Origin of the sequence: Pseudomonas algeriensis, from assembly GCF_048847255.1 — a bacterium.
Taxonomy (GTDB): Bacteria; Pseudomonadota; Gammaproteobacteria; order Pseudomonadales; family Pseudomonadaceae; genus Aquipseudomonas.
In genome coordinates, this window is record NZ_JBKKRK010000007.1 from 89,994 (window position 1) to 114,580 (window position 24,587).

Here is a 24,587-nt window from a genome sequence, read left to right on the forward strand (position 1 = left end):
TGTAAATGACTACAACAGAAAAGGATCGCGACATCCTCGCGCGCACGCTGTGGGCCGAAGCCCGCGGGGAGGGGCTGGCCGGCCAGGTTGCCGTGGGCTGCGTAATCCGCAATCGCGTGAATGATCGCAAGGACCGCTCCTGGTGGGGAGAGGGCTATGCAGGGGTTTGCCTGAAACCCTACCAGTTCAGTTGCTGGAACAAGAACGACCCGAACTATCCCTATTTGAGCGGAGCCAAGCCAATCCCGCCGAAGCAGTTCGCCCAGGCACAGCGGGCGGCGGATCTGGTGATCTCCGGCGCGGAGCCTGATATCACCAATGGCGCGACCCACTATTACGCGACCACGTTGCCGAATCCTCCGATCTGGGCCAAGGACGCCACCCAGACTTTCCGCCTCCGGCACCACATCTTTTTCAAGGATGTGCCATGAGTCCCGCCACGCTGAAGTTGTTGGTCCTGGGCGCGCTGGCGTTGCTGCTGTTCTCCGTAGGAGCGGGGTTCGGTGGGTGGCTGGCTGCTGCCCACTATAGGCCACTGCTGGACGCATCGAACAAAGACCTATCCCGGGCCACTCTGGCCCGTGACAACCTAGAGTCGTTGGCCGGCGAGCAAGGCCGGAAGCTGGGCGAGCTTGTTCTGGCGGGTGAGTTGCGGGAGCGAAATGCCGCATTGGCGCAGGATAAGGCCAGGGAAGAGGCCCAGCCAGACTACGCGGTAGCCAATCGCCTCCTGCAGGAGCGAACCGGCGGCGCCCAGTGCACCGCGGCTGAATCCATCATCGATCGGGAGCTTGGCTTATGAAGGCGATGCTGCTGATTGGTGTGCTGGCGCTGGCGGGATGCGCCGGTCGTGAGCCTGAGATTCGAACGGTCCGGGTGGAGATTCCCGTGCAGGTGCCATGCAAGACCGAGGAGGTGGCGGCACCGCTCTGGGCAACTGATGGGCTTAAGAAGTCCGACTCGCTCGAGGCGAAAGTCCGGGCGCTGCTGGCTGAGCGCCGGCAGCGCATGGGCTATGAGCGGGAGCTTGTCGCAGCAGTTTTAGCATGTCGGTAACAGGTTAATATCACTGACGACTAGGTGGGACCTATTCGGCAGGTAGGTTTGTTAAGTGTTCCTCCGTCATAGGTGAGCTTCTGCACAGCACCGCGTGTACTTTGTGGGCAAGCATCCCCTCGATAAAGCGGCTGTGAAGGTCGTACTTAGCAGCTTGAGCACCTACAACGCTGCTGTGGTATCCCATTTGGCGTACGTACCTAGTAGTGCAGTCGATCTCGATCATGGTGTAGGAGGTAAAGTAAGAGCCTACGCGGCGAATAACTGCCTGGACGGTAGGCCCGGTCTCAACAGAGGAAATGATGGAGTACTCTGAATCATCATCATACGACCATTTGTAATCCAGCTGCATACCTGCAGCTGAAGGGAACGATAGGCAAGAAGTTAGAAAAAAGGTGGCGACTCTCATTTTGATCTTCCTTGAAATAGGCTGCAGGCCATCAAGCCTTTTGTAGCGTAGTCGCTGCTAGAGCCAAGGTTGATCGATTGGGTGTTTTGGCGACGAGTGTCAGATGGGTAAACCGGCGACAGGGCGAGCTAGCTCGGCCCCCTTGGTTGCGCGCGTTGCCGATAACGTGGCTAACCTTGAGCCACTCGAAGGCATCGGCCGGTTCGCCCTTCTGCAGCACAATCTGCTCCGCGCCCTCCTGCGGCTTGGCTGGGTCAGCCACCGCGGGCGGTTTCTGCGGATTCATGGAGGAAAAGAGCCCAATTCGAGCCAGCGCATGCTCAACGAATTATCGCCATCACCGACGACGGTGATCGGGCCGTAATTAACTTGCGCGCTTGTCACGCAATATGCGGGAGCTGATGCCCAGACATCGATTAGCCCACCCATCCACAGCATGGAACATTTTGGTGATGATAGGCTCCACCGCAGGACGACGTTGAGGAAGAGAGGATGGCTGGATTGAATAAGGAACAGGCGCTTAATGTGTGGAGAGAGCTCCTTCGAAGGCCGGAAGGCCGAGCAGACGCCGAAAGACAGTACGGCCTTCTCCTCCGAATTGCTGACGAATATAGGCAGAAGGGGATAATCGATAACGCTGAATGGCGCAGGCTTGCTGAGGAAGCTGTAGCGTTCTACGCCTGGTCCATCAAGGATGAATCGAACAAGGGTTAGCAACAAAAAAAACAGAAACCCGCCTAGTGGCGGGCTTTGTATTGCGCTGGGGCGGTGGTGCTGGATTGATTACCAATATTGCACAACGGTTTCGCTCTGTGGGTTTTCAATCCCTGTCGAGCTAGCTGAATGTCCTCAAATATATGCTTAGCGAGGCTTTTCAATCCAGCTCCCCCTCGATAGTCACTTCGGACCAGTCCCACTACCGCAAATGATTCCCCGGTCTCACCTGTTACCGTAAGTGAGGCGGAACCGTCACCCCATAAAACACATTTGACCATGCTACCTGGTAGCAAGCGTCCCAAGGCATCCTCAATTTCCGCCCTACTTAGTCTATCCATGGCGCAGCCTCGGTTCGTAGGGACCAGAGGATAAGCCAGAAAAACAGTTAGTAATATGGTGGCGCGGTGCCTCTCTGGGGTCAGCCGGTGCCGCCGGGAATCCGCCCGATCATCGGCCAGCGGTCGTGTATGAATGCATATTCCGGAGGAGGGGAAGTGGTGACTATGTACACGCGCCGAGCATCGCCTTCACCTAATATTAGGCATTCAAGCCCAAAGCCCTCGTTCATATCGAACCAGTGCGACACGCGATCCGCATCTTTCTCCATGTATCGCTGCACAAGTCCCAGCGCTCGCTGCGGGTGATACTTTTCCCATCCCCCTCGTTCCACCGTCTCTAGTTTTGCCCACCCACCTGATGGGCCTGTGCCTTTCTCCTCTCGACGGCGCCCCCATCGCACCCACCCAAGATCCGTCCCGTCCTGCAGTACCACGGGAATTGCTGCTTTGGGGTTCGGGAAATACACCCTGACCCGTTCATAGGCTCTATTTTTGTCCGCTGCCTCAACTCCGCCGCACATCTTGCACCCCGGGTTCGCTGGTTATTTCCAGTGGACCTCGACGCTCCAAGGGAAGTTTACCTGGGCATTTCGGTCTTTCGACGAACCCTAAGCCGTTGCAAGATAGGCAATCGTCGCGCTCGCCAAACCGATCCAAGCATGATGAACACAGAACGAACCTTGCCAGTTCCGCAAACGGCCTAAGCTTTTCCATTAGCACTAAATTTCGATTTTCGCGCGCGATTTGCAGGGCATCGACAAGCCACCGGTAGACGTCTGGATCTTCAACGGGCGTATAGACAACTCCCAAGATCATTCTGGCTGTCTCAACCAAGTCAAACTGGCGACCATCATCCAAGGTAAGGACAAACCTCTCAATCACGCCCGTGGTTGGCGCCGCGCTATAAATCAGCTTCAACTCTCCACCTTGGCGATACACATTTCCGTCGTAGGGGCGGATGCAGCCGCCCTCGCTTTTTTCCGAAAAGGTTGATTGATGAATCGTGCCAAGGTTTGAGGAGCCGTCTCGCGCGACGACGTCGTATTGAGACGCGCTGTGATACAGGACCGTCGTCGATTGCAGCTCTTCTACTGCGAGCCAGTATGCGAAGTTCGCTAGTTCATCCATGCCAAACTGTTCGTCTCGATCAATCAACCGCTCCTCGGCCAGCCTTGCGCTTGCCGAAAGCAGGCTGGACCGATACGCCTCGGGCTTCTGTGACCGGAGGTCGTAATCATCGAGCGTATCGCGCCATTTCTTGATTCCCAGCGCTTTGGCTTGTTCAAAATTCATGGGAGGTCGCTTGCTCGGTTCTATATGTGCATACAGTATCCAAGGCAAGGCAATACTTACGAGGGCTAGGCGACGAGCGCGTCGACGGCAGCTTTCGGCCCAGAGTGTGTAAAAACGCCAAGGGGTTCACTTTTAGATTCTTCACCTGCCGGAAATCTATAAGCCTCGTGTCCGCGCACTCAAACCGTCTTGACGTTAACAGCTGCGCCGATAGTGCCTCCGGAAACAGATACGATGTAGTCGGCCGCTCTTTGGCAGAGGGTGGCGTGCGATGAACGGATTACGAGGGTAAGAGGCATGAGCGAGAGCGGGTCAATGTCGATACGTTCTCCTGATGTGCCGCGAAGCGACAATGTCAGTTCCGTCCATTGGCGATCATCTGAACCTGCGCAGTCACCGTCAGAGTCAACATCACATCCGGTTCCCCATAGATGTTCAGCAATGCAATAGAAGGCCGGCAATGGTCTTTCTGGCGCGATTTGAATGGAATAGCAAGTAGACATGATTTGTCGGCCGCGCCTATCTGTCGGGAGGAGAAAGGGTATCTCGGAGCCTGAGGCTGAGCAATCAGAGTCGCTGCCCCCAGACCGTCTATATATAGGCATCCATTGGTGTCTGCGATTGCCCCGGCGTATGTAGAAACGACTCCGTGATCCCTTGCTATGATTACTGAGGATTTTATCGCGGGGATTGCTATGAAGCGCTTTATCCACGGTGAACACCGAGGCCAAGGCACCTTACTTCCCGAAAGCCTCGACGACTACGTCAGCGATACCAATCCGGTACGCGTAGTTGATGTTTTCGTCGACGAACTCAGCTTGGTCAATCTAGGTTTTGAAGGTGCCATTCCAGCCGATACTGGACGGCCGGCTTACCACCCCGCGATCCTGCTAAAGATCTACATCTACGGCTATCTCAACCGCATTCAGTCGAGCCGGCGGCTGGAACGAGAAGCTCAACGCAACGTCGAGCTGATGTGGTTGACCGGGCGTTTGATGCCGGATTTCAAGACCATCGCCAACTTCCGAAAAGACAACAGCAAGGCCATCCGAGGCGTCTGTCGCCAGTTCGTTATGCTGTGTCAGCAGTTGGGACTGTTTGGAGAACATCTGGTCGCCATTGATGGCAGTAAATTCAAAGCAGTCAACAACCGCGACCGCAATTTCACCAACGCCAAATTGAAGCGGCGCATGGAAGAAATTGAATCGAGTATCAACCGTTACCTGGTGGCACTCGATGCTGCCGATCGGCAAGAACCCACAGCTTCCGAGCCCAGTGCCGTGCGGCTGGAAGAGAAAATCGCCAAGCTCAAAACTCAAATGAAGGAGCTTCAAGCGATCGAAATCCAGCTCAATGAATCGCCGGATAAACAGGTCTCACTGACCGATCCAGACGCCCGTTCCATGATAACGCGCGGCACAGGAATCGTCGGCTACAACGTGCAGACAGCGGTCGATACTCAGCACCATTTGATCGTTGCACATGAGGTGACCAATGTCGGTTCCGACCGCGATCAACTAAGCTCGATGGCCAAGCAGGCCCGCGAGGCGATAGCCTCAGAAACGTTGTCGGTGGTGGCGGACCGAGGTTATTTCAAAAGCGAACAAATCCTGGCTTGTCACGATGCTGGCATCACCGCCTATGTGCCCAAACCGATGACTTCTGGAGCCAAGGCTGACGGGCGTTTCAATAACGATGCCTTCGTCTATGACACGGCAAAAAACGAATACATTTGCCCGGCTGGGGAGGCGCTGATCTGGCACTACTCCTACGTTGAAAAAGGCCTGAAGTTGCATCGTTACTGGAGTTCGAAATGCCAGGGCTGCGCGTTGAAATTGCAATGCACACCGAGCACGGAACGACGAGTTCGACGCTGGGAGCACGAAGCCGTATTGGAGGAGATGCAGCTTCGGCTGAGCAAAGCACCAGAGATAATGCGAGTCCGAAAACGGACGGTTGAGCATCCCTTCGGGACGCTCAAGCAATGGATGGGTGCGACGCACTTCCTGACCCGAAAGCTGGCCGGGGTGAGCGCGGAGATGAGCTTGAATGTGCTCGCCTACAACTTGAAGCGGGTCATGAAAATTCTCGGTATCAGCTGTTTAATGAAGGCACTTTCGGCCTGAAGAGGTCTTTATTTTGAACACCCAGCAAGGTAGAAGCGACGCAGGGGGCTCCCAGGCCCAAGTGATGATCCGCAGGACTTGTTGTGAGCAATTACTCAGCTAACAGCCGTCGGCGCTTCGAGCCGACAGTGTACAAATGCGTTTTTACACACTCTGGGCCAGGAGCAGCCATTTAGCACCAGGCTAGAGGAGCAGCCTCAGGATTGCAGCCGTGCGACGAGACATCTTGAGTTGGCGCTGCTATCTGTTATCAGCATTGCTCCACGGCTAAAGATGAACGCATTCAATCCTGTGAAAACGTCCATGGCTAAACGCTCATGTGGTTGAAAAGCTGGCGAAGAATGCCACCGACAGGTCCTAATGAAAGCCCAGGCAACTAAGGCGTCCGTTGGCAAACACACTCCAGATTCACTCCGTCAGGGCCCAGTACATAGGCCGCGTAATAATCGGAGTGGTACTGAGGCCTGATCCCTGGTGCGCCATTGTCCTGTCCGCCAACGGCGATGGCAGCCGCATGGAATGCGTCGACGGCCCCATGACTCTGCGCCACCAGCGCAATATGAGCCCCGTAGCTGGGAACTGGAGCATCGTGCAGCCACAGGAATGGCTTGCCTGCGGAGCCGAACCCCAGTCTGCGAGGCGTCGAATGCGGATGGTCCGTCTCGATGCTCATTAGCAATGTGATCCCTAACGGCTCGAGCGACCGTTCGTAAAAGGCGCGAGCATGCAAAATGTCCGAGACATTAATGCCCACATGATCGATTACTGATCCAGCAAACTTTCTCATTTGGTACTCCTTGCATCCCCGATTCACTCGGCGGGATGGTTGCGCTCGTCATCTATAAGCGAATGATATTTCCCGTTGCGGATTGTCAGTTAAGGCATTGTCGTCGTTCAGCGGAAGGTCAGCATTTGGCGAGTCGACCGATCCATGTACGTTCAAACCTGAGAAGCTCCACCGTCGGCGAACAGCTCGGCACCATTGACATAGCTCGACGCCTCGCTCGCCAGAAAGAGCGCAGCTTGGCCGATCTCGTGTGCCTGGCCGATCCGGCCGAGGGTGCTCTTCTCATTTAGCAAGTCGATTACCTGTGGCGCATTTTCACCAAGCACGGCCCGTAGGGACGGGGTGTCCACCGGCCCGGGGCTGAGTAAGTTAATGCGTACACCCGATCCTTTGATGTCGAGAATCCAGCTCCTCACCAACGCGCGTAGTGCGGCCTTGGTTGCTCCGTACACGCTCATACCAGGTCCAGGGTTGATCGAAGAAGTCGAGCCGATAATGACAACGCTGCTCCCCTCGCTCATCAGCGGTAACGCCCCCTGAACCGTAAAGGTGGTGCCTTTGACATTGGTCGCGAACACCCGATCGAAGCCCGCTTCGGTGATTGCACCTAGAGGCTCGATTTCACCCATCCCGGCATTAGCGATCAATACATCGATACGACCGTGGACCGCACCGATATGCTTGAACAGTTCCCCTAGGGAGGCTGGGTCCGAGATATCAGTCCGCACCGCAGAAACATTCCCACCGAGGCGACTTGCTGCTTCGTCTAGCTGAGGCTGGCGGCGCCCGGTAATGATCAGATCCGCACCCTGGCTGACGAATGCTTCGGCGATTGCGAAGCCGAGGCCCGAAGAACCGCCAGTAACCAGCACAACCTTGTTTTTGAATTGCATGTGATGAACCTCAACTGTCGAATATGTAGTGAACACTACATAGAGAGGACGTCCTCTGCAAATTATTTAGTGACTACTAAATAAAAAGTACAACCGAAGCGGTTGAACTTGCATGTAGCGATCACTACAGTGGCGTGTCACCTAGAGAAATAGCCATGAACGAAAAACCCAGACAGCGCCGTTCCGCCTTTGACCGGGAGCAAGGGATAGCCATCGCACAAGCACTATTTCACCAGCGTGGATACGACGCTGTCAGCCTGACCGACCTGACCGAGGCAATGAATATCAAGCCGCCGAGCTTTTACGCCGCCTATGGAAGCAAGGCCGAACTGTTCGAACGAGCAATGCATCGCTATGCCGCAGAAAACGCGCTGCCAATGGACAGACTGCTGGCACCGGATCGACCTGCTGCCGAAGCGCTAACCTCGCTGCTGATTGCCGCTGCGCAGCAGTACGGGCGAGATAGCGCTTTGCGTGGTTGCCTGATCACCGAAGGCCTGCGTGCGGACGATCCGGTCGCTCGAAACATGGCGGAGAAATTCGGCGACGCTGGAATCCAGGCGATCCGCCGGTATCTGGACCAAGTCTGCCCGGACGCTGCGCAGACCCGGGCTGACTACATCCTGGTCACCCTGCGGGGGCTGTCTGCAGCGGCATGCAGTGGGATGTCCAGCGAGCGCTTGGTGAACGTCGCACGGATTGCCGGCAGGTTGCTTGCCCATGAGTTCGAGGCAGACGACAGCGCAGTGGAATCCTGAGTAAACAACATCTGCACTATCGTCCGATCAATCAGTAATCAGTGATGGTCGTACCGCCGATGCTCTCGGCGAATGAGCCCCCCAGCAGCTTTGCCGGTGTCTCAAAACCCGGTCGTCGCACGCCGTTCAATACTTGGCGTGCCGCCTCCATGGCAGCAATCGGCGTATAGGTGTAACCGTTGGCGGTTTCGATCACTGAACGTGCCACAGTGCCGTCAGCGCCAGTCACCTCGGCCACTGCCCGAGCGCGATGAGCTTCGCGCTGTTGCGCGTTCGGCCCCTCGGGAATTTTTGAAAGATCTCCGTCAGGTAAAGGATCACCGGAAAAATGTACAAATATTGCAATATTGGGAATGCCGGTGGAGTGCCAGCCGGTGACCAAATCACCGAACGACAAAGGTACGCACAGCTCCTGGCCGTCGCCAAAATCGAAGTGTCGCGGTTGCGCATCGGGAGTTGAAAGAAGCGCTCCATCAATCCGGGCCAGCAGCCCCGCTCCAACAATTTCGCTAACACTCAGTGCTGACCCACGTGACATGGAGCCCGCGACCTGTAGTGCAATATTTAACGACTGCGGATTTTTAGACCGGCGAGCGACATGCACCGCCAGACAGTCAGTCGGCACTACGTCCCAGCCGACGCCAGGCAGAAGCATGACCCCTGACCCAGCCGCCTCATCACCCAATTGCTCGGCCAACCGATATACATTGATCTCGGCCGTGATATCCAGATAGTCGACTCCAGCGTTGATGCAGAGCCGCATCAAGGCGTCGGCTGTCCGCGCGAAGGGTCCTGCAAAGTTCACCAGCACGCCAATGCCTTCCAGGGATCCTGTCGTCGGGGCATCAGGGGTAAACACGCGATAAGGAACGTCCAGCTGCACGGCCAGAGCGCGCAGCTTGTCGTGGCTGCGCCCGGCGATGACAACGTCCAGTCCCTGCGCCACTGCATAGTCGGTCGCCATACGCCCGACATAGCCGGTTGCGCCATAAATCATCAATTTCTTCATTGGGCGTGCTGCCAGTTCTTGTAAACGAATTCCAGGCTGTATCCGTCAGGATCCAGAACATTGGCCGCGTAGTAGTTGGGGTCGTAGTGCAGACGCGCCCCCGGTGCGCCTTGATCGACGGCGCCCTGAGCCAACGCTGCCGCATAGGCCGCCGCAACCTGAGCTTTACTGTCTGCGACGAAACCGACATGTACCGCTCGGCCTTCGACTTCACCCTGACGCAGCCAGAAAAACATCCGGCCCTTGGCGCCGAAACCTTTCAGGTCCGGATGCCCAGGCGGACCGTCCTTGCCATCGTAGTCCAAGCGCGCGGTGATACCCAGCGGCGCCAACGTAGCTTCGTAGAAACGGATAGAGCGCTCAATGTCACTCACAGACAGAAAAATATGATCCAGCATGGCAACGTCTCCCGATCGTTCAGATGATGTAGCCGCCCGCGACTTCGATGGTCTGGGCATTGATCCAAGCCCCGTCTTGGGACAGCAACATGGCAATGACGCGGGCCACATCTTCGGGCTCACCGACTCTGCCTAGCGCCGTTTGCTCAGCCAGCATCGCCTCAAACTCATCATTGAGCCCGCCACCTAACTCGGTTCGAATCGCCCCAGGTGAAACCGCATTGACACGTATGCGCCGATCACCGAACTCTTTGGCCATGTAGCGCGTGAGCACTTCCAGTCCACCTTTGAACGCCGCATACGGCGCCACCCCGGTGGTGGCCACGCGTGTAGTAGCGCTGGTCAGATTGACGATGCTGGCGTTCTCCTCCAGTAATGGCAGCAAGGTCTGCGTCAGGAAGAAAGGGCCTTTCAGATGGACTTTGAAAAGACCATCAAAATGAGCCTCGCTGACCGACGCCAGCGGGTTGAACAGGCCGTAGCCGGCGTTGTTAACTAAACCTGAGAGGGTGCTTGTGCTCCATGTCTCCCGGAGCACTAACAGGATGGCATCGCGGAACCTTTTGAAACTTTCTACATCCGCCACGTCGAGATTAAGCGCAACGCCCTTGCCGCCCGCTCGTTCAATGCGTCGCACCACATCATCCGCATCGTCCGGATGCTGGTTGTACGTAAGAATGACACCCATACCGCACCGGGCGGCGTGTTCTGCTGCACTCGCACCGATCCCTCGACTGCCTCCGGTAATGACGATAACGCCCATGACGTACTCCTTGATTGATTGAATGAGCCTCCACATTAAGGGCGCTGGTCACTGCGGACGCAGCCGTTCCTACTCGAAATCTGCCTGTTTCTACTTTTTGCTTGCGTTGCTCCTGCTGTGACATTCAGCATGGCCAGCATGAGCGAACAACTTAACGAACTCCGCATCCTCGCCGCCAAGGCCGAAAACCGCCGCACAGAGACTGGCATTCCCCGCGTCGCTATGGTCCAAGGCAAAATCCCCGAGCATATGTTGGCGGCAGTCTATGACCCGATGATCAACTTGATTCTGCAGGGCAGCAAAACCATGACCGTGGGCGACCGCACGCTGCGATACGACCCTGCGACCTATTTCGTCATGTCGATTCAGTTGCCTGCGGTGGGCGCAGTGCACCCTGCGGCAACGGGCGAACCCTATCTGGCCATAAGCCTCACTCTTGATCCCACCGTGTTATCAACCTTGCTGGCTGACCTGCCCAAACCTGTCAGCCGCCATGAAAGCGACCCGGGCTTTTCGGTGGCGGCCGTTACGACCGAATTAATGGACGCATGGGTGCGCATGTTGCGATTGATGGGCAACCCGGAAGCTATCGCAGCCCTGGCGCCTGCTTATGAACGCGAGATACTGTTTCGCGTGCTGCAAGGCCCCCACGGCTGGATGCTGCGAGAGATCGCAGCGCCCGATACCGCCATGGCCAGAGTGAACACAGCCATTCAATGGATCCGTCGAGATTTTGCGGAGCCGATCAGGGTGGAAAGCTTGGCTCAGAAAGCGGCAATGAGCGTCTCGGCCTTCCATCGCCACTTCAAAGCGGTGACGACGTTGAGTCCATTGCAGTATCAAAAACGAGTGCGCTTACTTCAGGCGCGGATGCTCATGGTAGCCAGCGGCAAGAGCGTCATGGCGGCAGCTTTCGAGGTGGGCTACGAAAGCCCAACGCAGTTTAGTCGAGACTATACGAAGGTATTTGGGCTTTCACCTGCGAAGGATGCAGGAAGAATTCTCGGAAAAACGAAGGTTCCAGAATCTAACAGGCGCAGGAATTTGGCCCCCTTCAAGATTTAGATAGCAAGCAACTGGGAAAGAGTTTAATCGACCAATTTCAGGCGTATGCGGATGACTGGATTCGCCCAGAATCCACAAGTCTTAAAGGTCCGCTTTTGGCCAGGAGCTCCCTGTCGCCTCCGCGATCAATGAGCGACTCTGTAGGGGCAGGGCTGCGGCCTTGAATTTAACGATACACTCTCTTCCAACCAGACCAGTCTGTTCCTGTATTACTTTCGGGAAAGCAGCCAATGCCATGGCACCATTGTCCTATCGTCCTTGAACGTGGACAGCTAAGCTGCAGTACAGCAGGACAGCGCGGAGATAAACCGAGCGGGGCTAGGAGGCGCGGTCAAGTTGCGGGAGGGTGCAGCTTAATTGAGCGGAAAGGCGACAGTGAATGAAGTGCCGTCCTTCTCATCGGAGCTGATCGATACCCGGCCGCCATGTGCCTTGGCGATTTCCCGGACGATAAACAACCCAAGACCGACGCTGCGTACGCCATCTTCGGGATCCGCGCCTCGGATCATCGGCTCGAATAATCGGGTCATCAGTGATGGCTCAATTGGAACACCGTAGTTTTTTACCGATAAATGGGCAGTTTCATCATCCACAGTTGAAGTAATCGTGATCGGCCGCTCCAGGTCACCATAGGTCACGCTGTTACCAATAAGGTTACCGATGAGTTGGTGTACTCGGTCCGCGTCAAGCTGCGCAGAGCCTGTGCCATTAGCGTGGTGAACAAGTTTGGCGTTGGGGAACGCAACGCGCAGTTCCTCAACGCTTCGGTGGGTAAGATCATGCAAATTCACGGCACGAGGAGAGACGATGATTCCTTGTCCGACCCGGGCCAGGGCCAAATCCAATAGGTCCGCGATCAAGCGTTCTGCACGGTTAGCTGACTGCGTTATGTAGCCGAGTATCTTGATTTTCTTAGGGAGGCTCTCGCCGCGTGCGAGCGCGTCGGTGCCCATTTTGATTGCTGTCAGTGGATTTTTCAGGTCGTGGCTTACTATTGCGACCATTTGCTCGGCAAATGATGCACGTTGCTGGGCTTTCTCGAAAGCCCTGCTCAGTGCCGCTTGAGCCAGACGGAGCTCCGTTTCGGCAGCCGTTTTCTGCTGCAGTAGCTCTTCGGCGAGCTTCCGGGCTTTAATTAACTCCCTTTCGTACTTGTCTCGATCATATAATGTGAAGAGCGCAAGTTCGTGCTCTACACCGTTGGCCCCCTCGCGCCTGATCCCGTTCACGAGCATCGTGACTTTGCCTCGATCACGACGCAGCAGGTCGAGTTTCACCTCGGCGACAGAGCCTTGCAGCTTCATCAGTGGAGCCCAGTGCGTCTGATGAAAGATGCGCCCGCCCATGGTGAGCAGATCTTGAAAGCGCTTGTTCCGAAGCTCTTGTGCGCTGAAACCGATACAGCGCCTGAACGTAAGGTTGGCGCGCAGTATGGCTCCGTCCTCTGTCGTTACTACCAGCCCGCATGGCGCCTCATCATAGAGCCTCTGCGGGTCGAGCAGTGGAGGCTTACCGTGCATTTAACCCTTTCCAAGGCTGTACAAAGCTACCCATGGCATCAGCGCAGGCGCCCGGCGCGCTCATGTGAGGGCAATGACCCACATTATCCACTAGGACGAGCGTGCTGTTGGGCATGCTGTCACGTAAATAATCGCCGACGACAACGGGAGCGATCAGGTCGTCGGTAGACTGAAGGATCAGGGTCGGCGTAGCCAAGCCAGCAACGTCTCCTCTGTTGTCCGACATGAAGGTCACTCTTGCGAAGTGCTTGGCGATCTCAGGGTCGGTACGGCAGAAGCTATTGGTTAGCTCAGCGCCCAGCTCGGGCTGCCCAGGCGCACCCATGATGACCGGTGCCATATTGCTAGACCAGCCGAGGTAGTTGTCATCTAGAGTGTCGAGGAGTGATTGGATGTCTTCGAGCGTGAACCCACCCACATAATTGTCGGAGTCGATATAGCATGGAGATGGGCCCACCATGATATGAGCAGCGATGCGACCGGGTACTTGCCGGTCAGCTAAGACGTCAATCATCGCGCTTACGGAATGGCCTACCAGAATCACTGGCCCGATGGCGAACTGGTCAATGATTTCGTTAAGGTCTAAGGCGTATCCGTCCAGCGAGTTGTACTTTGTCCGGTCATACGCGCTGATGTCTGACCGGCCGGCGCCGACGAGGTCGTACACGACGATCCTGAAATGGTCCACGAAATGGCCTATGAGATAACGCCACATGGTTTGGTCGCAGCCGAAACCATGGGAAAAAATCAGCGTGGCTGGACCTTCGCCCATCACGTTCAGGTTGTTGCGATGTTTAAGATCCATGTGCATTTCCAGACAAGGTAATGACCAAGTCCCTCGGAGTGTATATAGGCAGGGTCGATAGGTCATTTATTAAGTTCATCGAGCACTCGTCCGCGAAGGGCTATTGATATAGACGCTGGCCTTTGTGGTACGGGTTTGGCCACGGGGTCGGGTGTAGATTATCGCGGCGGCTGTACGTACCCCAGCGACCTGGGTAATTTTCTACCGCACCGATAGCTTGTTCCTCCAACACGATCAAAGGCGCTGGCAGATAACCTGTTTGGGCGGTTGTACCAGCAGGACGCTCGCACCGTAGCCCGATAGCGTCAGATTCGCTCGCGGGAGTGGCCCAGACCAAGGATGTTTAGCTTGTAGGGGCGCCCCGGAAACCAGCGTATGAAACCGATACCAGGAATGAATAGTCAACACGACTCACTCCTATTGTTTCCCTGCGACCAGTCTCCTACTAAAATCTAGAATGAGACCCGCAGCTCGCAGGCTGGGGATCCGGAGCACACCATGTGTGACTAGGCGTCAACGTTGATAACTTGCTTGAAGAGCTGATGTCATGCGCTTTCGGTTTCCAAGAGTTTCCCGAAGCGCTCAGGAGTACGACATGCTAATCTTGATTAGCACACGCTCGATACGTTTCCTCGCGCCGTCTATTCGTGCGACAGCGACGGCTGGATCCTCAGATACATCACGGAGGTGCCTCGGCTGTGGCGCAGTGTGCTCGGACTCAGGCGTAATGGAGATCGTGACCGCGGCTCGTATAGCTGCTCTTGCCGGAAGGGGCGCCGCTCCCGGCTGACGAAGACCCGGTGGCAACGGTGCTCTAAACTGCGTTGAATCTAGGCATGTTGGCAGTAAATTATAGGTCCAGACGACACGCGGCTGGTGGCTATGGTTAATATGCGCGCATTCGAAGATAGGCATGGCAAAATACAAGAAGTGATCGATTATTTGCAGGACGCCTCCGCGCTTCATGCCGTGACGGAGGAGCTGGTGTGTAAAGACACCGATTCGAAAGATTCCTTCAACAACGGTACGGTATGCCTGCACGGCGTCAGCTGTGACGGTGTAATTCTGGGTGAAGTTTTTGAATTAACGCGGCATGGATTGGGGTTGCGTTTGATGACGCGCTGTATAGAGCGTCGTCAGGACAAAAGGATTGAGCTCCCGTTTCTTGCTGCAGGGATGGTTAGCCGCATCTCGTTCCCTATCGGAGCGAACTACCTGTGAACGCTTTAAATGGAATCAGGGTGCTCGTTGTCGAGGACGAGGGCGCAGTCGCCATGTTGATCGAGGATATGTTGGAGGACTTCGGATGCGTGGTCGTTGCGTCCGTTGCCCAACTCGGGAAGGCGTGCGACGTCGCTCGCTCGATTGAGGTGGATTTGGCGATGCTGGATGTAAACCTGGCCGGCCAGTTAGTCTTCCCCGTCGCCGAGATTTTACGCGACCGCGAAATTCCCTTCCTCTTTAGTTCGGGATACGGTCGCGCCGCACTCCAGGGCGAGTTTGCCTTGCGGCCCGTATTGCAAAAGCCGTTTTCGCAAGAAGAACTGAAGGAAAGAATTGCTGTTGCGCTGGCATTGACACAGGGAAAATCTATGAGAGCTAGTTGCGCTGAGCCTCGATAGTCCAATACTTCTCCTTTTCCTCAATGCTGCCTGTTTCATGAAGCTGGCCGCAGAGCAACTGCTTGACAAAAAAACCAGCTCTGGCGCATATCTTCGTTGAATCAAAGCTGCTGTTCCTCAGCTGCTTATGGCTATAGGCGTATTGCCTTGAGCCAGGAATTCTGGTCATAGGTCTGAACGCATGCAGGCGATATCTGGTAGCCGCTAGCGAGCGCAATGTGACAGGAGGCAATCTTCGTGCGGAACGGCCTCGATTGGCCGATTGTGTTGAAAAAGTCGCCTATGGTTTGCGCATCAGGAAAGTACGCTTCCGAGATTGATTTTTTATTTTTGGCAGACGCTCCAGGACCCGGATTTCACGCAGCAGCGAAAAAAGGCTTTTTTCCCCTAAGCAGCAGTTTGGGCAGACCGACTTTTCCAACAAAATTGGCCGAAAGCGATCATTCAGGCGTCATTAGAACCGCGAGTGCTATCTTGATGAACTCTTCATTCATTTCGATCGTGTCTAGAGCCCCCCGTACGTTGTCGGCAACTTCAACTGAGCCGCGCGCCTCCACCCAGTTGGACAGTTCAAGAATGGCTGCCTCCAGGGCAAGCTGATTTTCATTGATTTTGTGTAGCAGCGAAGGGATTAGGTCGTGATTTGGCATCGGCAGCTCCTGGCTCATGGGTCAGATTAGCAGCGCATGAGGATGGGGGCCAGTGGGCCGAGGGAGGAAAATACTGTAGGAATATACAACGCTAACTTATTGATTTTAAAAGGGGTCTATAGCCGTTTTTCGCAGTGCATTAGACGAAAGTTTTTCTTTTCAAATCAATAGGTTAGTATGGAGGTACGGTCACCTTGACATGGTGGGGGTCGTTGGTTCGAGTCCAATCGCGCCTACCAAACAAAATCCGCTCTGCTGGGCGGTCTAGAAGGGCTCACCGAAAGGTGGGCCCTTTTTTGTTGTCTGTTGCGGCTGGGTTTGTTTTCTTTCCAATCAGCGAGCTTCGAATACATAGGGACATGGTCATGCGAGTTGTCACTCTCGTAACGCTTTTTGGTGTCGGACTTGCGGGTTGTTCTGGAATTCCTTCAGTTCCATACGAAGAGCCTGCTCAATCCGAGGCAATTGCGCGTGTTCGTGTCATCACCAACTCCGATGTGTACGGCGATAGCATCGTTGGCAGTTGTGCTCCTGCTACCCGGCACAAGATGGCTCAAGCCGGACGTTTCGGGCGTGACGGGACGGCGAACATCAACTATCCGCAGTACCCTCTTAATTCGGCAAGCATTGGCATGCCGAAACGAGTTTCGCCTACTCTTGCCCAGTACATCCCTGCCATTCGGATGGGCGAAGGGGCATACAAAGAGGTCGTAGCCGAGTATCGCGTCAGGACTGACCTTCCATTTCAACTTGCGACCCTGGGCGCGACCATAGGTGGCAATGGCAGCACTTACTGGTCCTGCGGTGGCCAGGCACTCGTTTATAAGCTGGAGCCAGGGAAGGATTACGAGGCTTTGGTTGGGGTGGGCACCAGGCCAAACAAAGATGGCGAGCAAGCGCTTCTCTGCGTGTTAGCGGTTCTCGAAGTTACCACTTTGCCTGGAACCTCAATTGTGATTCCCCGAAAGTTGGAGCCTGCAGCGCCTCCGCAGGTGGTTTGCAAAAACTGACGAGCTCAGCCGGCTGCCGAATTCCCCAGAACGGCTCACCGCCAAACGTATCGACAAGAAAATCGATGAATGCCGGCGCTCGCGCGGTTGAGATCAATGCTGGAGTCTTTAATCTAATTAGGCTGAGGTTTAGCACTGGCAAGTCGACGAGAGACGCTGAGGGTTCTTGGATGGGCGAGCATCATTTCTCGAGTCAGGTTTGACCTATGAACTCGTTTGGCACCTCTGATGGCGCTCGCCCTGGTGGGCCGGCAGCTGAAGCTACCAAAGAGCCGCTTCAGGCTCAAAACGGCTCTTCAGGGACGGTAGCTTTTGCCTGGGCAATCATTTCGCATATAGGCTTGGTGCTGACACAGCTAATGACCTGTGGATCAGCTTTTCGTTTTTATGGTGCGATGATTGATCTTATAAATGGCGTATAGGAATTGGCTAGCTTAGTGAAGTGTACGAGGTGCCGGGGCTCGCTACGGTAAATCTGGAATCATTTGTCATGCTACTTAGATTGTCCCATAAGATCTCAGCATTCGCGCCAAGCTTTTCTTTGCGACGATAAATATTAATTTCTAACGCTATATCAAAATCGGCAGTGCCCGCCCGAACCAAATCTTTCCTTTCCAGATCGTTCCGAACGATCTCCAAAGGAAGCCATGCAACGCCTAATCCGGTTATCGCCATAGAACGAAGACCATCGGCCAGAGAGCTATCATGAATTTTACGAAGTGCTGGTAAGTTTGGAGCGACTTTTAACATTTTTTCAAGCGCCCAACTTAAAGAGCAATCCTGGCGGTAATGAAGATATGAGATTTCACCTCTAGGTGCACCAATGCTATTTAGAGGTTCTCCTAGCAAATTAGGTGCGCTCACAGGAACTAGCCACTCGCGGCCAATTTTCAAGCATTCGAGTTCCCCTAGTGGTAATGTTTTATTAAGATGTTCGTTAATGCCATTATGTTTGTCATCAAAAGCGACGACAAAATCCACTGAGCGATTGGTTAGTTGCTTGAAACATTCAGGAAGATTGGCGAAGTCTATGGAAAAACGAGTGGCCTCTAACTGCTTGCTCGCCCTCGGCAACCAAGCCGGAAAAAACGCTCTCGACATGATATGTGGCGCAACAATAGAAATTTGCCGCCTAAACTTCTCTTGGGTACGGATAACCGAGTTTCTCGTTTTTTCTAACAGCTCTACAATTTCGACAGCAGCGATATGGAACTCGGCACCCGCATCGGTAAGCTCTAGCTGGTGACGTGCACGATCAAACAACGAAGCACCTAACCATTCCTCTAAAGCGGTGATCCTACGGCTCAAGCCAGAGGTTGTTACATTGCAATGTATCGAGGCTTGGGAAAAGCTTCGAACGCGGGCCAGCACAATAAAATCCTTTAAGGTCCGAAAATCCGTCATGTTGCTGATCTCGCAATTTTTTGGTGGTCGTATCATGACATGCGCAACCCTGGGTCTGAAAGTCAAAAAAACCCCTCTGGCATGAGGTTTTATCAAAAAACCTTGCTTAATCCGCAACGTGCGAAAGTGGCAAACTGATAAAACGTCAAGGCCCAGCCGACGCCGATACTGACAAGGTACTAGTCAGCCTACCGGCACAGTCGATTAGAGGGTATCTGGCCATTTGACAGGGAAGTAATATGAATAATCCACAGAACACTCTTATCTTAGGGTGCGCATCCACGGGCGCAAAATTTACGCCTCGCAACCATTATCTTACTGGGGATCAGCTTCTCGACTCTATTTGTACAGGCATGACTATTAAGGGAGGCCAAGACGCCATCGTTAACGAAGCAATCGAACTTTATGATCTCGGGTGCCGTTACTATCACTATCATGCTCGAAACCCGATCACGCAGGAGCAAACCACCGATAATGATATCTATCAGGCGGTGAGCCGAAATGTACAGCGCTCCTGCAAAGACATTCTATTGAGCTTCGGGGCTAGTCGCAACGGTAAAGAGGTTCAAGAAAACATCAGGGCTTTTGGGGAATGGGAACGGGTTAGCCAATGTGCTTTGCCTTTACATTTCGGCGGAGCTCATTTCGTCACCATCCAAGCCGCGATAGAACTGCAGATCATATGTGAGTTGGAAAAGAAAACGCAAAAACTCGACTTTGAATATATGTACAGCTCTGCTTTTCTTGACGATATAAAAAAATACGTGCCGTCTGCCCGTGTTGTACAGGCGACCATGGAAACAAACTCCACGAGTAAGGGGGCTGACTACGGTAGTACTTCACCGTCAATACAATTCCAAGTATATAAGAATGCGATTTCGGCTCGCCGGCAACTAGGGCTGTTCCATGAAGTCGAATGGGTACAACTTGCCCGGAGCTACGGCATGACTCGGTTTGCCATTGAACACCCATCTCTTCAGCTGGGCAGTTCTGGTCAGCTAAATATAATTCTGTTATTTGGTTTTTCCAGCCGCCTTCCGTTTCCGTCATCATATGAAGAGTTTTGCAACATAATAGAGGTGGCCAAGAGTCTGGAGTCTGATATTTCCAATCCGGATATTAAGAAGCGTAAGATAACTATCACCGTCGGCGCTGCGATTATTCCCCAGCAAGCTCATTTGCATTACCAAGAGATGGATATTGGCCTGCGGAAAGGAACCAAGATGTGCGCTTTAAGACGGCTTGCCACGTACGCCTGCCAACCCGGAAGTGGCGTAGATATCTTGCGTGTAGGCATGGAAGATACACCCTATGGTGTAGGCACGGAGGGAGAGGTGCATATGTGTGATAACCGACAGCTTATGAAGTATGTGCTTGAAGAGATGAGCTATAATGGTGTGGCGCCAGAGCTTAATCCAGAAGTTATCATCAACCGTATGGGGCTCGATATTGTCAGGGATGAACATCTCACAGCACAACGTCAAAGGCCTCTCGGCGTACCAGAAAATGCCGGAGCTTTTCAATGACTGATGTAAACGGTGTGCACCCAAAAGCCAGTTATCGCTGGGTTATTCTTCTGATCGCCACGGTGGCCCAAGCGAGCGCCTGTTTCTTTGTACAAGGTATCGGTGCTATTGCTATTTTCATCCAGCAGGATTGGAACCTGTCCACGATGCAAATAGGATTATTGGTCTCAGCTGCACAGTTAGTCCCCATTCTCGGCTTGCTAGTTGCTGGGGAGTTGTTGGACAGATTTGAAGAGCGCAAAGTTGTAGGTGTGGGAACGTTAATCGTTGCGGTTGCACTTTGCGCATCAACGCTTGCTAGCAGTTACCTGTCATTGCTTATGTTTTTGATTGTGGTCGGTGCTGGCTACAGCACCGCGCAACCTGGCGGCAGCAAATCCGTTTCTAGCTGGTTTCCAAAAAGCCAGTTAGGATTTGCTATGGGTATCCGCCAGGCTGGCTTGCCTTTGGGTGGTGCGCTTTCAGCGGCGATACTCCCCTACATTGCCACCCATTGGGGGTGGCAGTACTCCTTTTTAGCGGGGGGACTTGTTGCGCTGTTTGGAGCTCTGACTTTTTTAAGTTTTTATCGGTCTGCCAATGCTAACAAGCCCCCGCCGGTGAAAGCTGAAGGAAAGCAATTAAAAGCAGTTTTGGCTTCGAGATTATCCATGCTAAACGATCCTGCGATGAAGAATATTATGTTCTCGGGGGTTAGCCTTATTTCGGTCCAGTATGGGATTTTGATATTCACCGCACTTTATCTTTATGATTTGCTCGATTTGAGCATCACTGCCGCTGCCACGTTGCTGTTGATTGCCCAGGGAGCGGGCATAGCGGGGCGTATCATCTTGGCTGCATGGAGTGATCGCTGTAGATCGGGCCGCTATTTCCCTGTGTTGATCTGTATGCTCGCAGTTATTTTTGGCTTGATCATTCTCGCTTGGGCTCCTATGCGTTCTTTCTGGATGTTGAGCGTATTAGTCGGCTGGCTCGGATTCTTCGGTTTTGGCTGGTATGGTCCTTGGGTAGCCTACGTTGCTGATTCTGCACCACCGGATAAGACTGGATTCGCATTAGGTTTAGCCATGGCGATAAATCAAGTTGCGATTGTCATAATGCCACCCGCATTGGGTTTCCTGAAGGACTTGTCTCATAGTTATCTGCCAGGGTGGAGCGTATTAATAATCATGACTCTAACCGCACTGGTTTGCACAGCCTGGAGCACATTTGGCCTCTCGAAATCACCGTCGCTGAGTAATAAGTAGCCGTTGGCTTTTTGGACCATTGCTAGGAAAGGGTCGAGCTTGAATACTCTCAAATATCTAAGTCATTCAGAGCTTTATGCATTAGCAGAACGCTCCCATTCCGTTCGTGACGTCTGCATTTGCACGAAAAAGGCACTGGTAGGGTGGGAAAGTCCTCTGATTTCCCTGCCGGAGACGTTATTAGTCGATATTGGTACGCTCATGTATGACGTCGAGGAAGAAATGACACTCATCGAGTATCATCCGAGCAATACTAATTACTGGTCGTTGGATGCTCCGATTGCACCGCTCTACTTTCCCTACAATCTATGCAAGATTTCTGAGTGCTCTATTTGCGGTCGCTGTTTCTTACGCTACACCGAGAGGGGGGCCTACCATATCGAGAACAGGATTCGTAGCCTGGACCCCTCCTTAATCATTAGTGCTCCTCTACCTCAGGTAGTTGAGGCTTCTTCATCATCTATGACATGAGCCTTGATGGCGCGAATGGCCGCCATGTAACCGCTGGTTCCGATGCCGACCTGACCCCAATATCCACATTCATAGCGATATCCCAGCTTCCAGCACCGTTCTTTGCCAAGCCGATCATCATCAGTCCAAGCCACTCCAGCGACTGGGCCACTTGCAAGCCACCGACATCCAACGGACGCAGGCCGAGGCTCGTGAGAAGGGCTGAAACGAGCGCCTTGGGGTTCGCATCGTCCGTCGCGATAAACGCGTCCAGACGTTCATTCTTCGCAAGGACGTGGCCGAACAGGGTATTGAACGCCTTGACGACATGTGAGTTGGCCGGGGATCATCCTCGACATCGTCTTCACTGGGAAAAAGACCTACGGCCAATTCCTAAAATCGGATGAGGGAATCGCGACCAATGTCCTGGCTTCTCGCCTTGCCTTCCTCAAGGAGGAGGGAATTCTCTCGAAGGCGCCCAATCCCGATGACCGACGCAAGGACTTTTATGAATTGACCGAGAAGGGCATCGACCTTATTCCGATCCTGCTCAACATCGTCATGTGGAGCGCCAAGCACTATTCGCAATCGTACGTGCGCCCGGGCTCCAGGCTTTTTGAACAGTTGAGCCTAAATCCCGTACAGGGGATCGAAGAGGTGAAGACGCTATTGCGTAGGGGTGGATGTATTTTTCCGGCGACTAACGAATGAGCAGACGGCAAATAGCCATATTCCGCAGGATAGTGATCCCCGCCGCTTGGGTGTCCGGGCTTACGACGATAGGACTCTTGTGGGGCATGATACGGTTTTCGCCCGATAAGCTTACAGTCGAAGGCCGTCAGCTCTTGCTGGCTTCTTTTTCTATTTTTTTCCTCGCCACAGGGTATCTGATACGGCGCAAGAGACGAGCAAAAGCACTTGTAGCATCCATCAATTTAGAAGAAGGCTTGAGCCTGGACGATACTCAGCTGCTCGGCTATCCCAGCCCCCTGTTTTTCGTCTTTGACGTCTCTAACAAAAAACTCGCTCAATGCCAAAGCGCCGCCGGCGATTATCAAATTCGAGACTTCATGTGGGTGACGGGCTGGCATTTTGAGTGGCAACGGATCGACAGCAGGGTGACAGGCGGAGTTCTTCAAATAGTCGATGGGGCAGGCATGAGCGTTCCAGCCGACGAAATTCGGCGCAGATACATAAAGTTCTCGCTAATCCTGACGGTTGCCGATACGAGTCATCCTCTCTTGCGTTTTCCAATGAACCGGAGCGCAGCTGAAGGGTGGTGTAGCCGGTGTAATGTATTTTTCACGTGCTGAATACGGGAACGTGGGCCGATTTATTTAGCTGCGCTGAAGCCGTTTTTGGCTAGTTCAAGGAAGAGTATGAATACGCCCCAGCGGAAACAGGCTCCCTCGCCACGGGGATGGGTTGTCCTTGGCGGATACTGAGCCCGGTCAAGGCATCATAGAGCGTTTATTAGGACAGCAGGCAGGGCTGCGGCGTAATGCCGCTTGCCTTAACAGTCTCCTATATCGAGCCTTCCCCTTTTCCGAACGACCTCTTCCAGGATGCGGGCCCAAGGCATGCCGCTTGGCGAGCAACAGAAAGAAGTTGAGCGGAGGTGTCCTGGCCTGATCGCTCATCCACTCGTCGCAGACATAGCACTTCCTGTCCAAGCAAGCCCTCTCAACTGTATGCGCAGAACTGCGCTGCAGACAGGAGAGAGATTATGGTGATTGACAATAACGGTCCGGAAGCGCCATACCCAGGGCCAAGTGAGGAAGCGCCTGATACAGGCAAAGGACATGGTTCTGGTCTTGATCAGGCTGAGTCTGAGCCAAAGCAGGGCACTGGCGAGAGGCCAGAGGATTGGAATCCCCCGCCTGGGAACCCCGGATCCGACCAGGATGCCCAGACGAATCGTGGCAACGGCGGTGCGAAGTAAGCTACAGCGGATGCTGATGATTCCATGGAACCCGGCCACGGAGCCGGGTTTTTATCATCTGACGGGTGGACGATTGATTTGGCGTAGTCACTGAGCGAAGGTCAGCCAGTTGAAACTTCCGCCATTACGAGACGATCTCCTAAACATCAATGAACAGGAGATCAGTCATGAAGTGCTATCTATGCGCGATGGAAGCGAAGCGGTCCGAAGCGGATCAAAGTGGAGAGCTTGTCGACTGCGGTGACTGCGGCACCTACAAAATTTCAAGTCTTGTGCTCAAAGAGTTGGAGAACAAGAAGTTCGATTATTCTAAAATGCGCGATGACCTTCACCGTCAGCGGCAGTTTAATGCTACTTCTGTCGCCGAGATCAACACAGAGACGGCCATCTGGGCTTGAGTGGCGCGCTCTTCGATGCTTATGCGCGCTTTCGGCTAGCAGGTGGTATAGGCCGCAACGCTAAAGGCCTCGAACCACCCTGAAAGAAGCGTCCATGAACATGCCAAAGAAACAGCCAGATAACAAAACGACAGCAAGCGCTGCCGAAATCGAGCGATCTATCCAGGCGCTCAACAAGATGGCTGAGCGCCTGTGGGGAGATGGCCGGGAAGCTGAAGCACAGGCGCTGTTAAAGGCTCTGGATGCGTTAAACCGCGCCCTTGATCGTATAAGAATCGGGGAAAGCCGTAGAGTGCTCCATTGAAGGCCTGATGTGATGCCGGGCTACTTTGTTTTATCGTCAGGCGTGAGTCGCTCGTTCAAACACCTCGTCCGCCCATTGGTTCAGGCTTGACCCGCCA

Annotated in this window: 25 protein-coding genes; 15 read left to right on the forward strand and 10 right to left on the reverse strand. The window is 54.0% G+C overall.

Annotation, left to right across the window (positions count from 1 at the left end):
* The first annotated feature begins 5 nt into the window (after positions 1–5).
* Genes ACLK1G_RS12710 through ACLK1G_RS12720 form a run of 3 tightly spaced genes read left to right on the forward strand, consistent with a single transcriptional unit; the run spans position 6 to position 1,056 of the window.
* Positions 6–431 carry a cell wall hydrolase gene (locus ACLK1G_RS12710; protein ID WP_420765740.1) on the forward strand — a complete coding sequence of 142 codons (426 nt, stop codon included), beginning with the start codon at positions 6–8 and terminating at the stop codon, positions 429–431.
* Positions 428–802 carry a hypothetical protein gene (locus ACLK1G_RS12715; RefSeq protein WP_420765741.1) on the forward strand — a complete coding sequence of 125 codons (375 nt, stop codon included), beginning with the start codon at positions 428–430 and terminating at the stop codon, positions 800–802. Before ACLK1G_RS12710 ends, ACLK1G_RS12715 begins: the two co-directional genes overlap by 4 nt.
* A complete protein-coding gene (locus tag ACLK1G_RS12720; RefSeq protein ID WP_420765742.1) occupies positions 799–1,056 on the forward strand; it encodes a hypothetical protein in 258 nt (85 codons plus the stop codon). The genes ACLK1G_RS12715 and ACLK1G_RS12720 overlap by 4 nt, the downstream gene beginning before the upstream one ends.
* Positions 1,057–3,024: 1,968 nt before the next feature.
* On the opposite strand, the gene ACLK1G_RS12725 is transcribed toward ACLK1G_RS12720, so the two are convergent.
* Positions 3,025–3,813: a hypothetical protein gene (locus tag ACLK1G_RS12725; protein WP_420765743.1), complete on the reverse strand. Its 789-nt coding sequence runs from the start codon at positions 3,811–3,813 to the stop codon at positions 3,025–3,027.
* 695 nt (positions 3,814–4,508) lie between these two features.
* On the opposite strand from ACLK1G_RS12725, the gene ACLK1G_RS12730 reads away from it, so the two are divergent.
* Entirely contained in the window at positions 4,509–5,939 is a 1,431-nt protein-coding gene (locus ACLK1G_RS12730) for an IS1182 family transposase (RefSeq protein ID WP_420765922.1), read from the forward strand.
* A gap of 376 nt (positions 5,940–6,315) precedes the next feature.
* Here the strand turns inward: ACLK1G_RS12730 and ACLK1G_RS12735 are convergent, their stop codons facing one another.
* Both ACLK1G_RS12735 and ACLK1G_RS12740 read right to left on the reverse strand, forming a co-directional pair.
* Positions 6,316–6,726, reverse strand: a complete 411-nt coding sequence (locus tag ACLK1G_RS12735; protein ID WP_420765744.1) for a VOC family protein — start codon at positions 6,724–6,726, stop codon at positions 6,316–6,318.
* Positions 6,727–6,878: 152 nt separating this feature from the next.
* Complete coding sequence (locus tag ACLK1G_RS12740; protein WP_420765745.1) at positions 6,879–7,619, reverse strand: SDR family NAD(P)-dependent oxidoreductase; 741 nt, start codon at positions 7,617–7,619, stop codon at positions 6,879–6,881.
* A 155-nt stretch (positions 7,620–7,774) separates the two neighbouring features.
* Between ACLK1G_RS12740 and ACLK1G_RS12745 the strand changes: the two genes are divergently transcribed.
* On the forward strand, positions 7,775–8,377 hold the full coding sequence (locus tag ACLK1G_RS12745; protein WP_420765746.1) for a TetR/AcrR family transcriptional regulator: 603 nt from the start codon (positions 7,775–7,777) through the stop codon (positions 8,375–8,377).
* Between the two features lie 31 nt (positions 8,378–8,408).
* On the opposite strand, the gene ACLK1G_RS12750 is transcribed toward ACLK1G_RS12745, so the two are convergent.
* From ACLK1G_RS12750 to ACLK1G_RS12760, 3 genes are read right to left on the reverse strand one after another with little or no spacing between them, the layout of a single operon-like run.
* Positions 8,409–9,386: a saccharopine dehydrogenase family protein gene (locus ACLK1G_RS12750; protein ID WP_420765747.1), complete on the reverse strand. Its 978-nt coding sequence runs from the start codon at positions 9,384–9,386 to the stop codon at positions 8,409–8,411.
* Positions 9,383–9,784, reverse strand: coding sequence for a VOC family protein (locus ACLK1G_RS12755; protein ID WP_133337999.1), 402 nt, complete (start codon positions 9,782–9,784; stop codon positions 9,383–9,385). Before ACLK1G_RS12755 ends, ACLK1G_RS12750 begins: the two co-directional genes overlap by 4 nt.
* A gap of 19 nt (positions 9,785–9,803) precedes the next feature.
* On the reverse strand, positions 9,804–10,547 hold the full coding sequence (locus ACLK1G_RS12760; RefSeq protein ID WP_420765748.1) for an SDR family NAD(P)-dependent oxidoreductase: 744 nt from the start codon (positions 10,545–10,547) through the stop codon (positions 9,804–9,806).
* Between the two features lie 138 nt (positions 10,548–10,685).
* Here ACLK1G_RS12760 and ACLK1G_RS12765 point away from each other — a divergent pair, with 138 nt between their 5' ends.
* On the forward strand, positions 10,686–11,612 hold the full coding sequence (locus ACLK1G_RS12765; RefSeq protein WP_420765749.1) for an AraC family transcriptional regulator: 927 nt from the start codon (positions 10,686–10,688) through the stop codon (positions 11,610–11,612).
* 353 nt (positions 11,613–11,965) lie between these two features.
* Here ACLK1G_RS12765 and ACLK1G_RS12770 read toward each other — a convergent pair whose 3' ends face one another.
* Together ACLK1G_RS12770 and ACLK1G_RS12775 are read right to left on the reverse strand one after the other, a co-directional pair.
* On the reverse strand, positions 11,966–13,132 hold the full coding sequence (locus ACLK1G_RS12770; RefSeq protein ID WP_420765750.1) for a PAS domain-containing sensor histidine kinase: 1,167 nt from the start codon (positions 13,130–13,132) through the stop codon (positions 11,966–11,968).
* Positions 13,122–13,937, reverse strand: a complete 816-nt coding sequence (locus ACLK1G_RS12775; RefSeq protein WP_420765751.1) for an alpha/beta fold hydrolase — start codon at positions 13,935–13,937, stop codon at positions 13,122–13,124. The genes ACLK1G_RS12770 and ACLK1G_RS12775 overlap by 11 nt, the downstream gene beginning before the upstream one ends.
* A gap of 891 nt (positions 13,938–14,828) precedes the next feature.
* Here ACLK1G_RS12775 and ACLK1G_RS12780 point away from each other — a divergent pair.
* Positions 14,829–15,158: a hypothetical protein gene (locus ACLK1G_RS12780; RefSeq protein ID WP_420765752.1), complete on the forward strand. Its 330-nt coding sequence runs from the start codon at positions 14,829–14,831 to the stop codon at positions 15,156–15,158.
* Positions 15,159–15,178: 20 nt separating this feature from the next.
* Entirely contained in the window at positions 15,179–15,559 is a 381-nt protein-coding gene (locus ACLK1G_RS12785; protein WP_420765923.1) for a response regulator, read from the forward strand.
* A 440-nt stretch (positions 15,560–15,999) separates the two neighbouring features.
* Here ACLK1G_RS12785 and ACLK1G_RS12790 read toward each other — a convergent pair whose 3' ends face one another.
* Positions 16,000–16,209 carry a hypothetical protein gene (locus ACLK1G_RS12790; protein ID WP_420765753.1) on the reverse strand — a complete coding sequence of 70 codons (210 nt, stop codon included), beginning with the start codon at positions 16,207–16,209 and terminating at the stop codon, positions 16,000–16,002.
* A gap of 365 nt (positions 16,210–16,574) precedes the next feature.
* Between ACLK1G_RS12790 and ACLK1G_RS12795 the strand changes: the two genes are divergently transcribed.
* Positions 16,575–17,219 carry a hypothetical protein gene (locus ACLK1G_RS12795; RefSeq protein WP_420765754.1) on the forward strand — a complete coding sequence of 215 codons (645 nt, stop codon included), beginning with the start codon at positions 16,575–16,577 and terminating at the stop codon, positions 17,217–17,219.
* A 429-nt stretch (positions 17,220–17,648) separates the two neighbouring features.
* On the opposite strand, the gene ACLK1G_RS12800 is transcribed toward ACLK1G_RS12795, so the two are convergent.
* Entirely contained in the window at positions 17,649–18,623 is a 975-nt protein-coding gene (locus ACLK1G_RS12800; protein WP_420765755.1) for a LysR family transcriptional regulator, read from the reverse strand.
* 239 nt (positions 18,624–18,862) lie between these two features.
* On the opposite strand from ACLK1G_RS12800, the gene ACLK1G_RS12805 reads away from it, so the two are divergent.
* The 6 genes from ACLK1G_RS12805 (at position 18,863) to ACLK1G_RS12830 (ending at position 24,490) form a co-directional block, all read left to right on the forward strand.
* Positions 18,863–20,149, forward strand: a complete 1,287-nt coding sequence (locus tag ACLK1G_RS12805) for a 3-keto-5-aminohexanoate cleavage protein (protein ID WP_420765756.1) — start codon at positions 18,863–18,865, stop codon at positions 20,147–20,149.
* Positions 20,146–21,396, forward strand: a complete 1,251-nt coding sequence (locus ACLK1G_RS12810; RefSeq protein WP_420765757.1) for an MFS transporter — start codon at positions 20,146–20,148, stop codon at positions 21,394–21,396. Before ACLK1G_RS12805 ends, ACLK1G_RS12810 begins: the two co-directional genes overlap by 4 nt.
* A gap of 780 nt (positions 21,397–22,176) precedes the next feature.
* Entirely contained in the window at positions 22,177–22,557 is a 381-nt protein-coding gene (locus ACLK1G_RS12815) for a winged helix-turn-helix transcriptional regulator (protein ID WP_420765758.1), read from the forward strand.
* On the forward strand, positions 22,554–23,159 hold the full coding sequence (locus ACLK1G_RS12820) for a hypothetical protein (protein WP_420765759.1): 606 nt from the start codon (positions 22,554–22,556) through the stop codon (positions 23,157–23,159). The genes ACLK1G_RS12815 and ACLK1G_RS12820 overlap by 4 nt, the downstream gene beginning before the upstream one ends.
* Positions 23,160–23,955: 796 nt before the next feature.
* A complete protein-coding gene (locus ACLK1G_RS12825; protein WP_420765760.1) occupies positions 23,956–24,186 on the forward strand; it encodes a hypothetical protein in 231 nt (76 codons plus the stop codon).
* Between the two features lie 100 nt (positions 24,187–24,286).
* Positions 24,287–24,490, forward strand: a complete 204-nt coding sequence (locus ACLK1G_RS12830; RefSeq protein WP_420765924.1) for a hypothetical protein — start codon at positions 24,287–24,289, stop codon at positions 24,488–24,490.
* Positions 24,491–24,587: the final 97 nt, after the last annotated feature.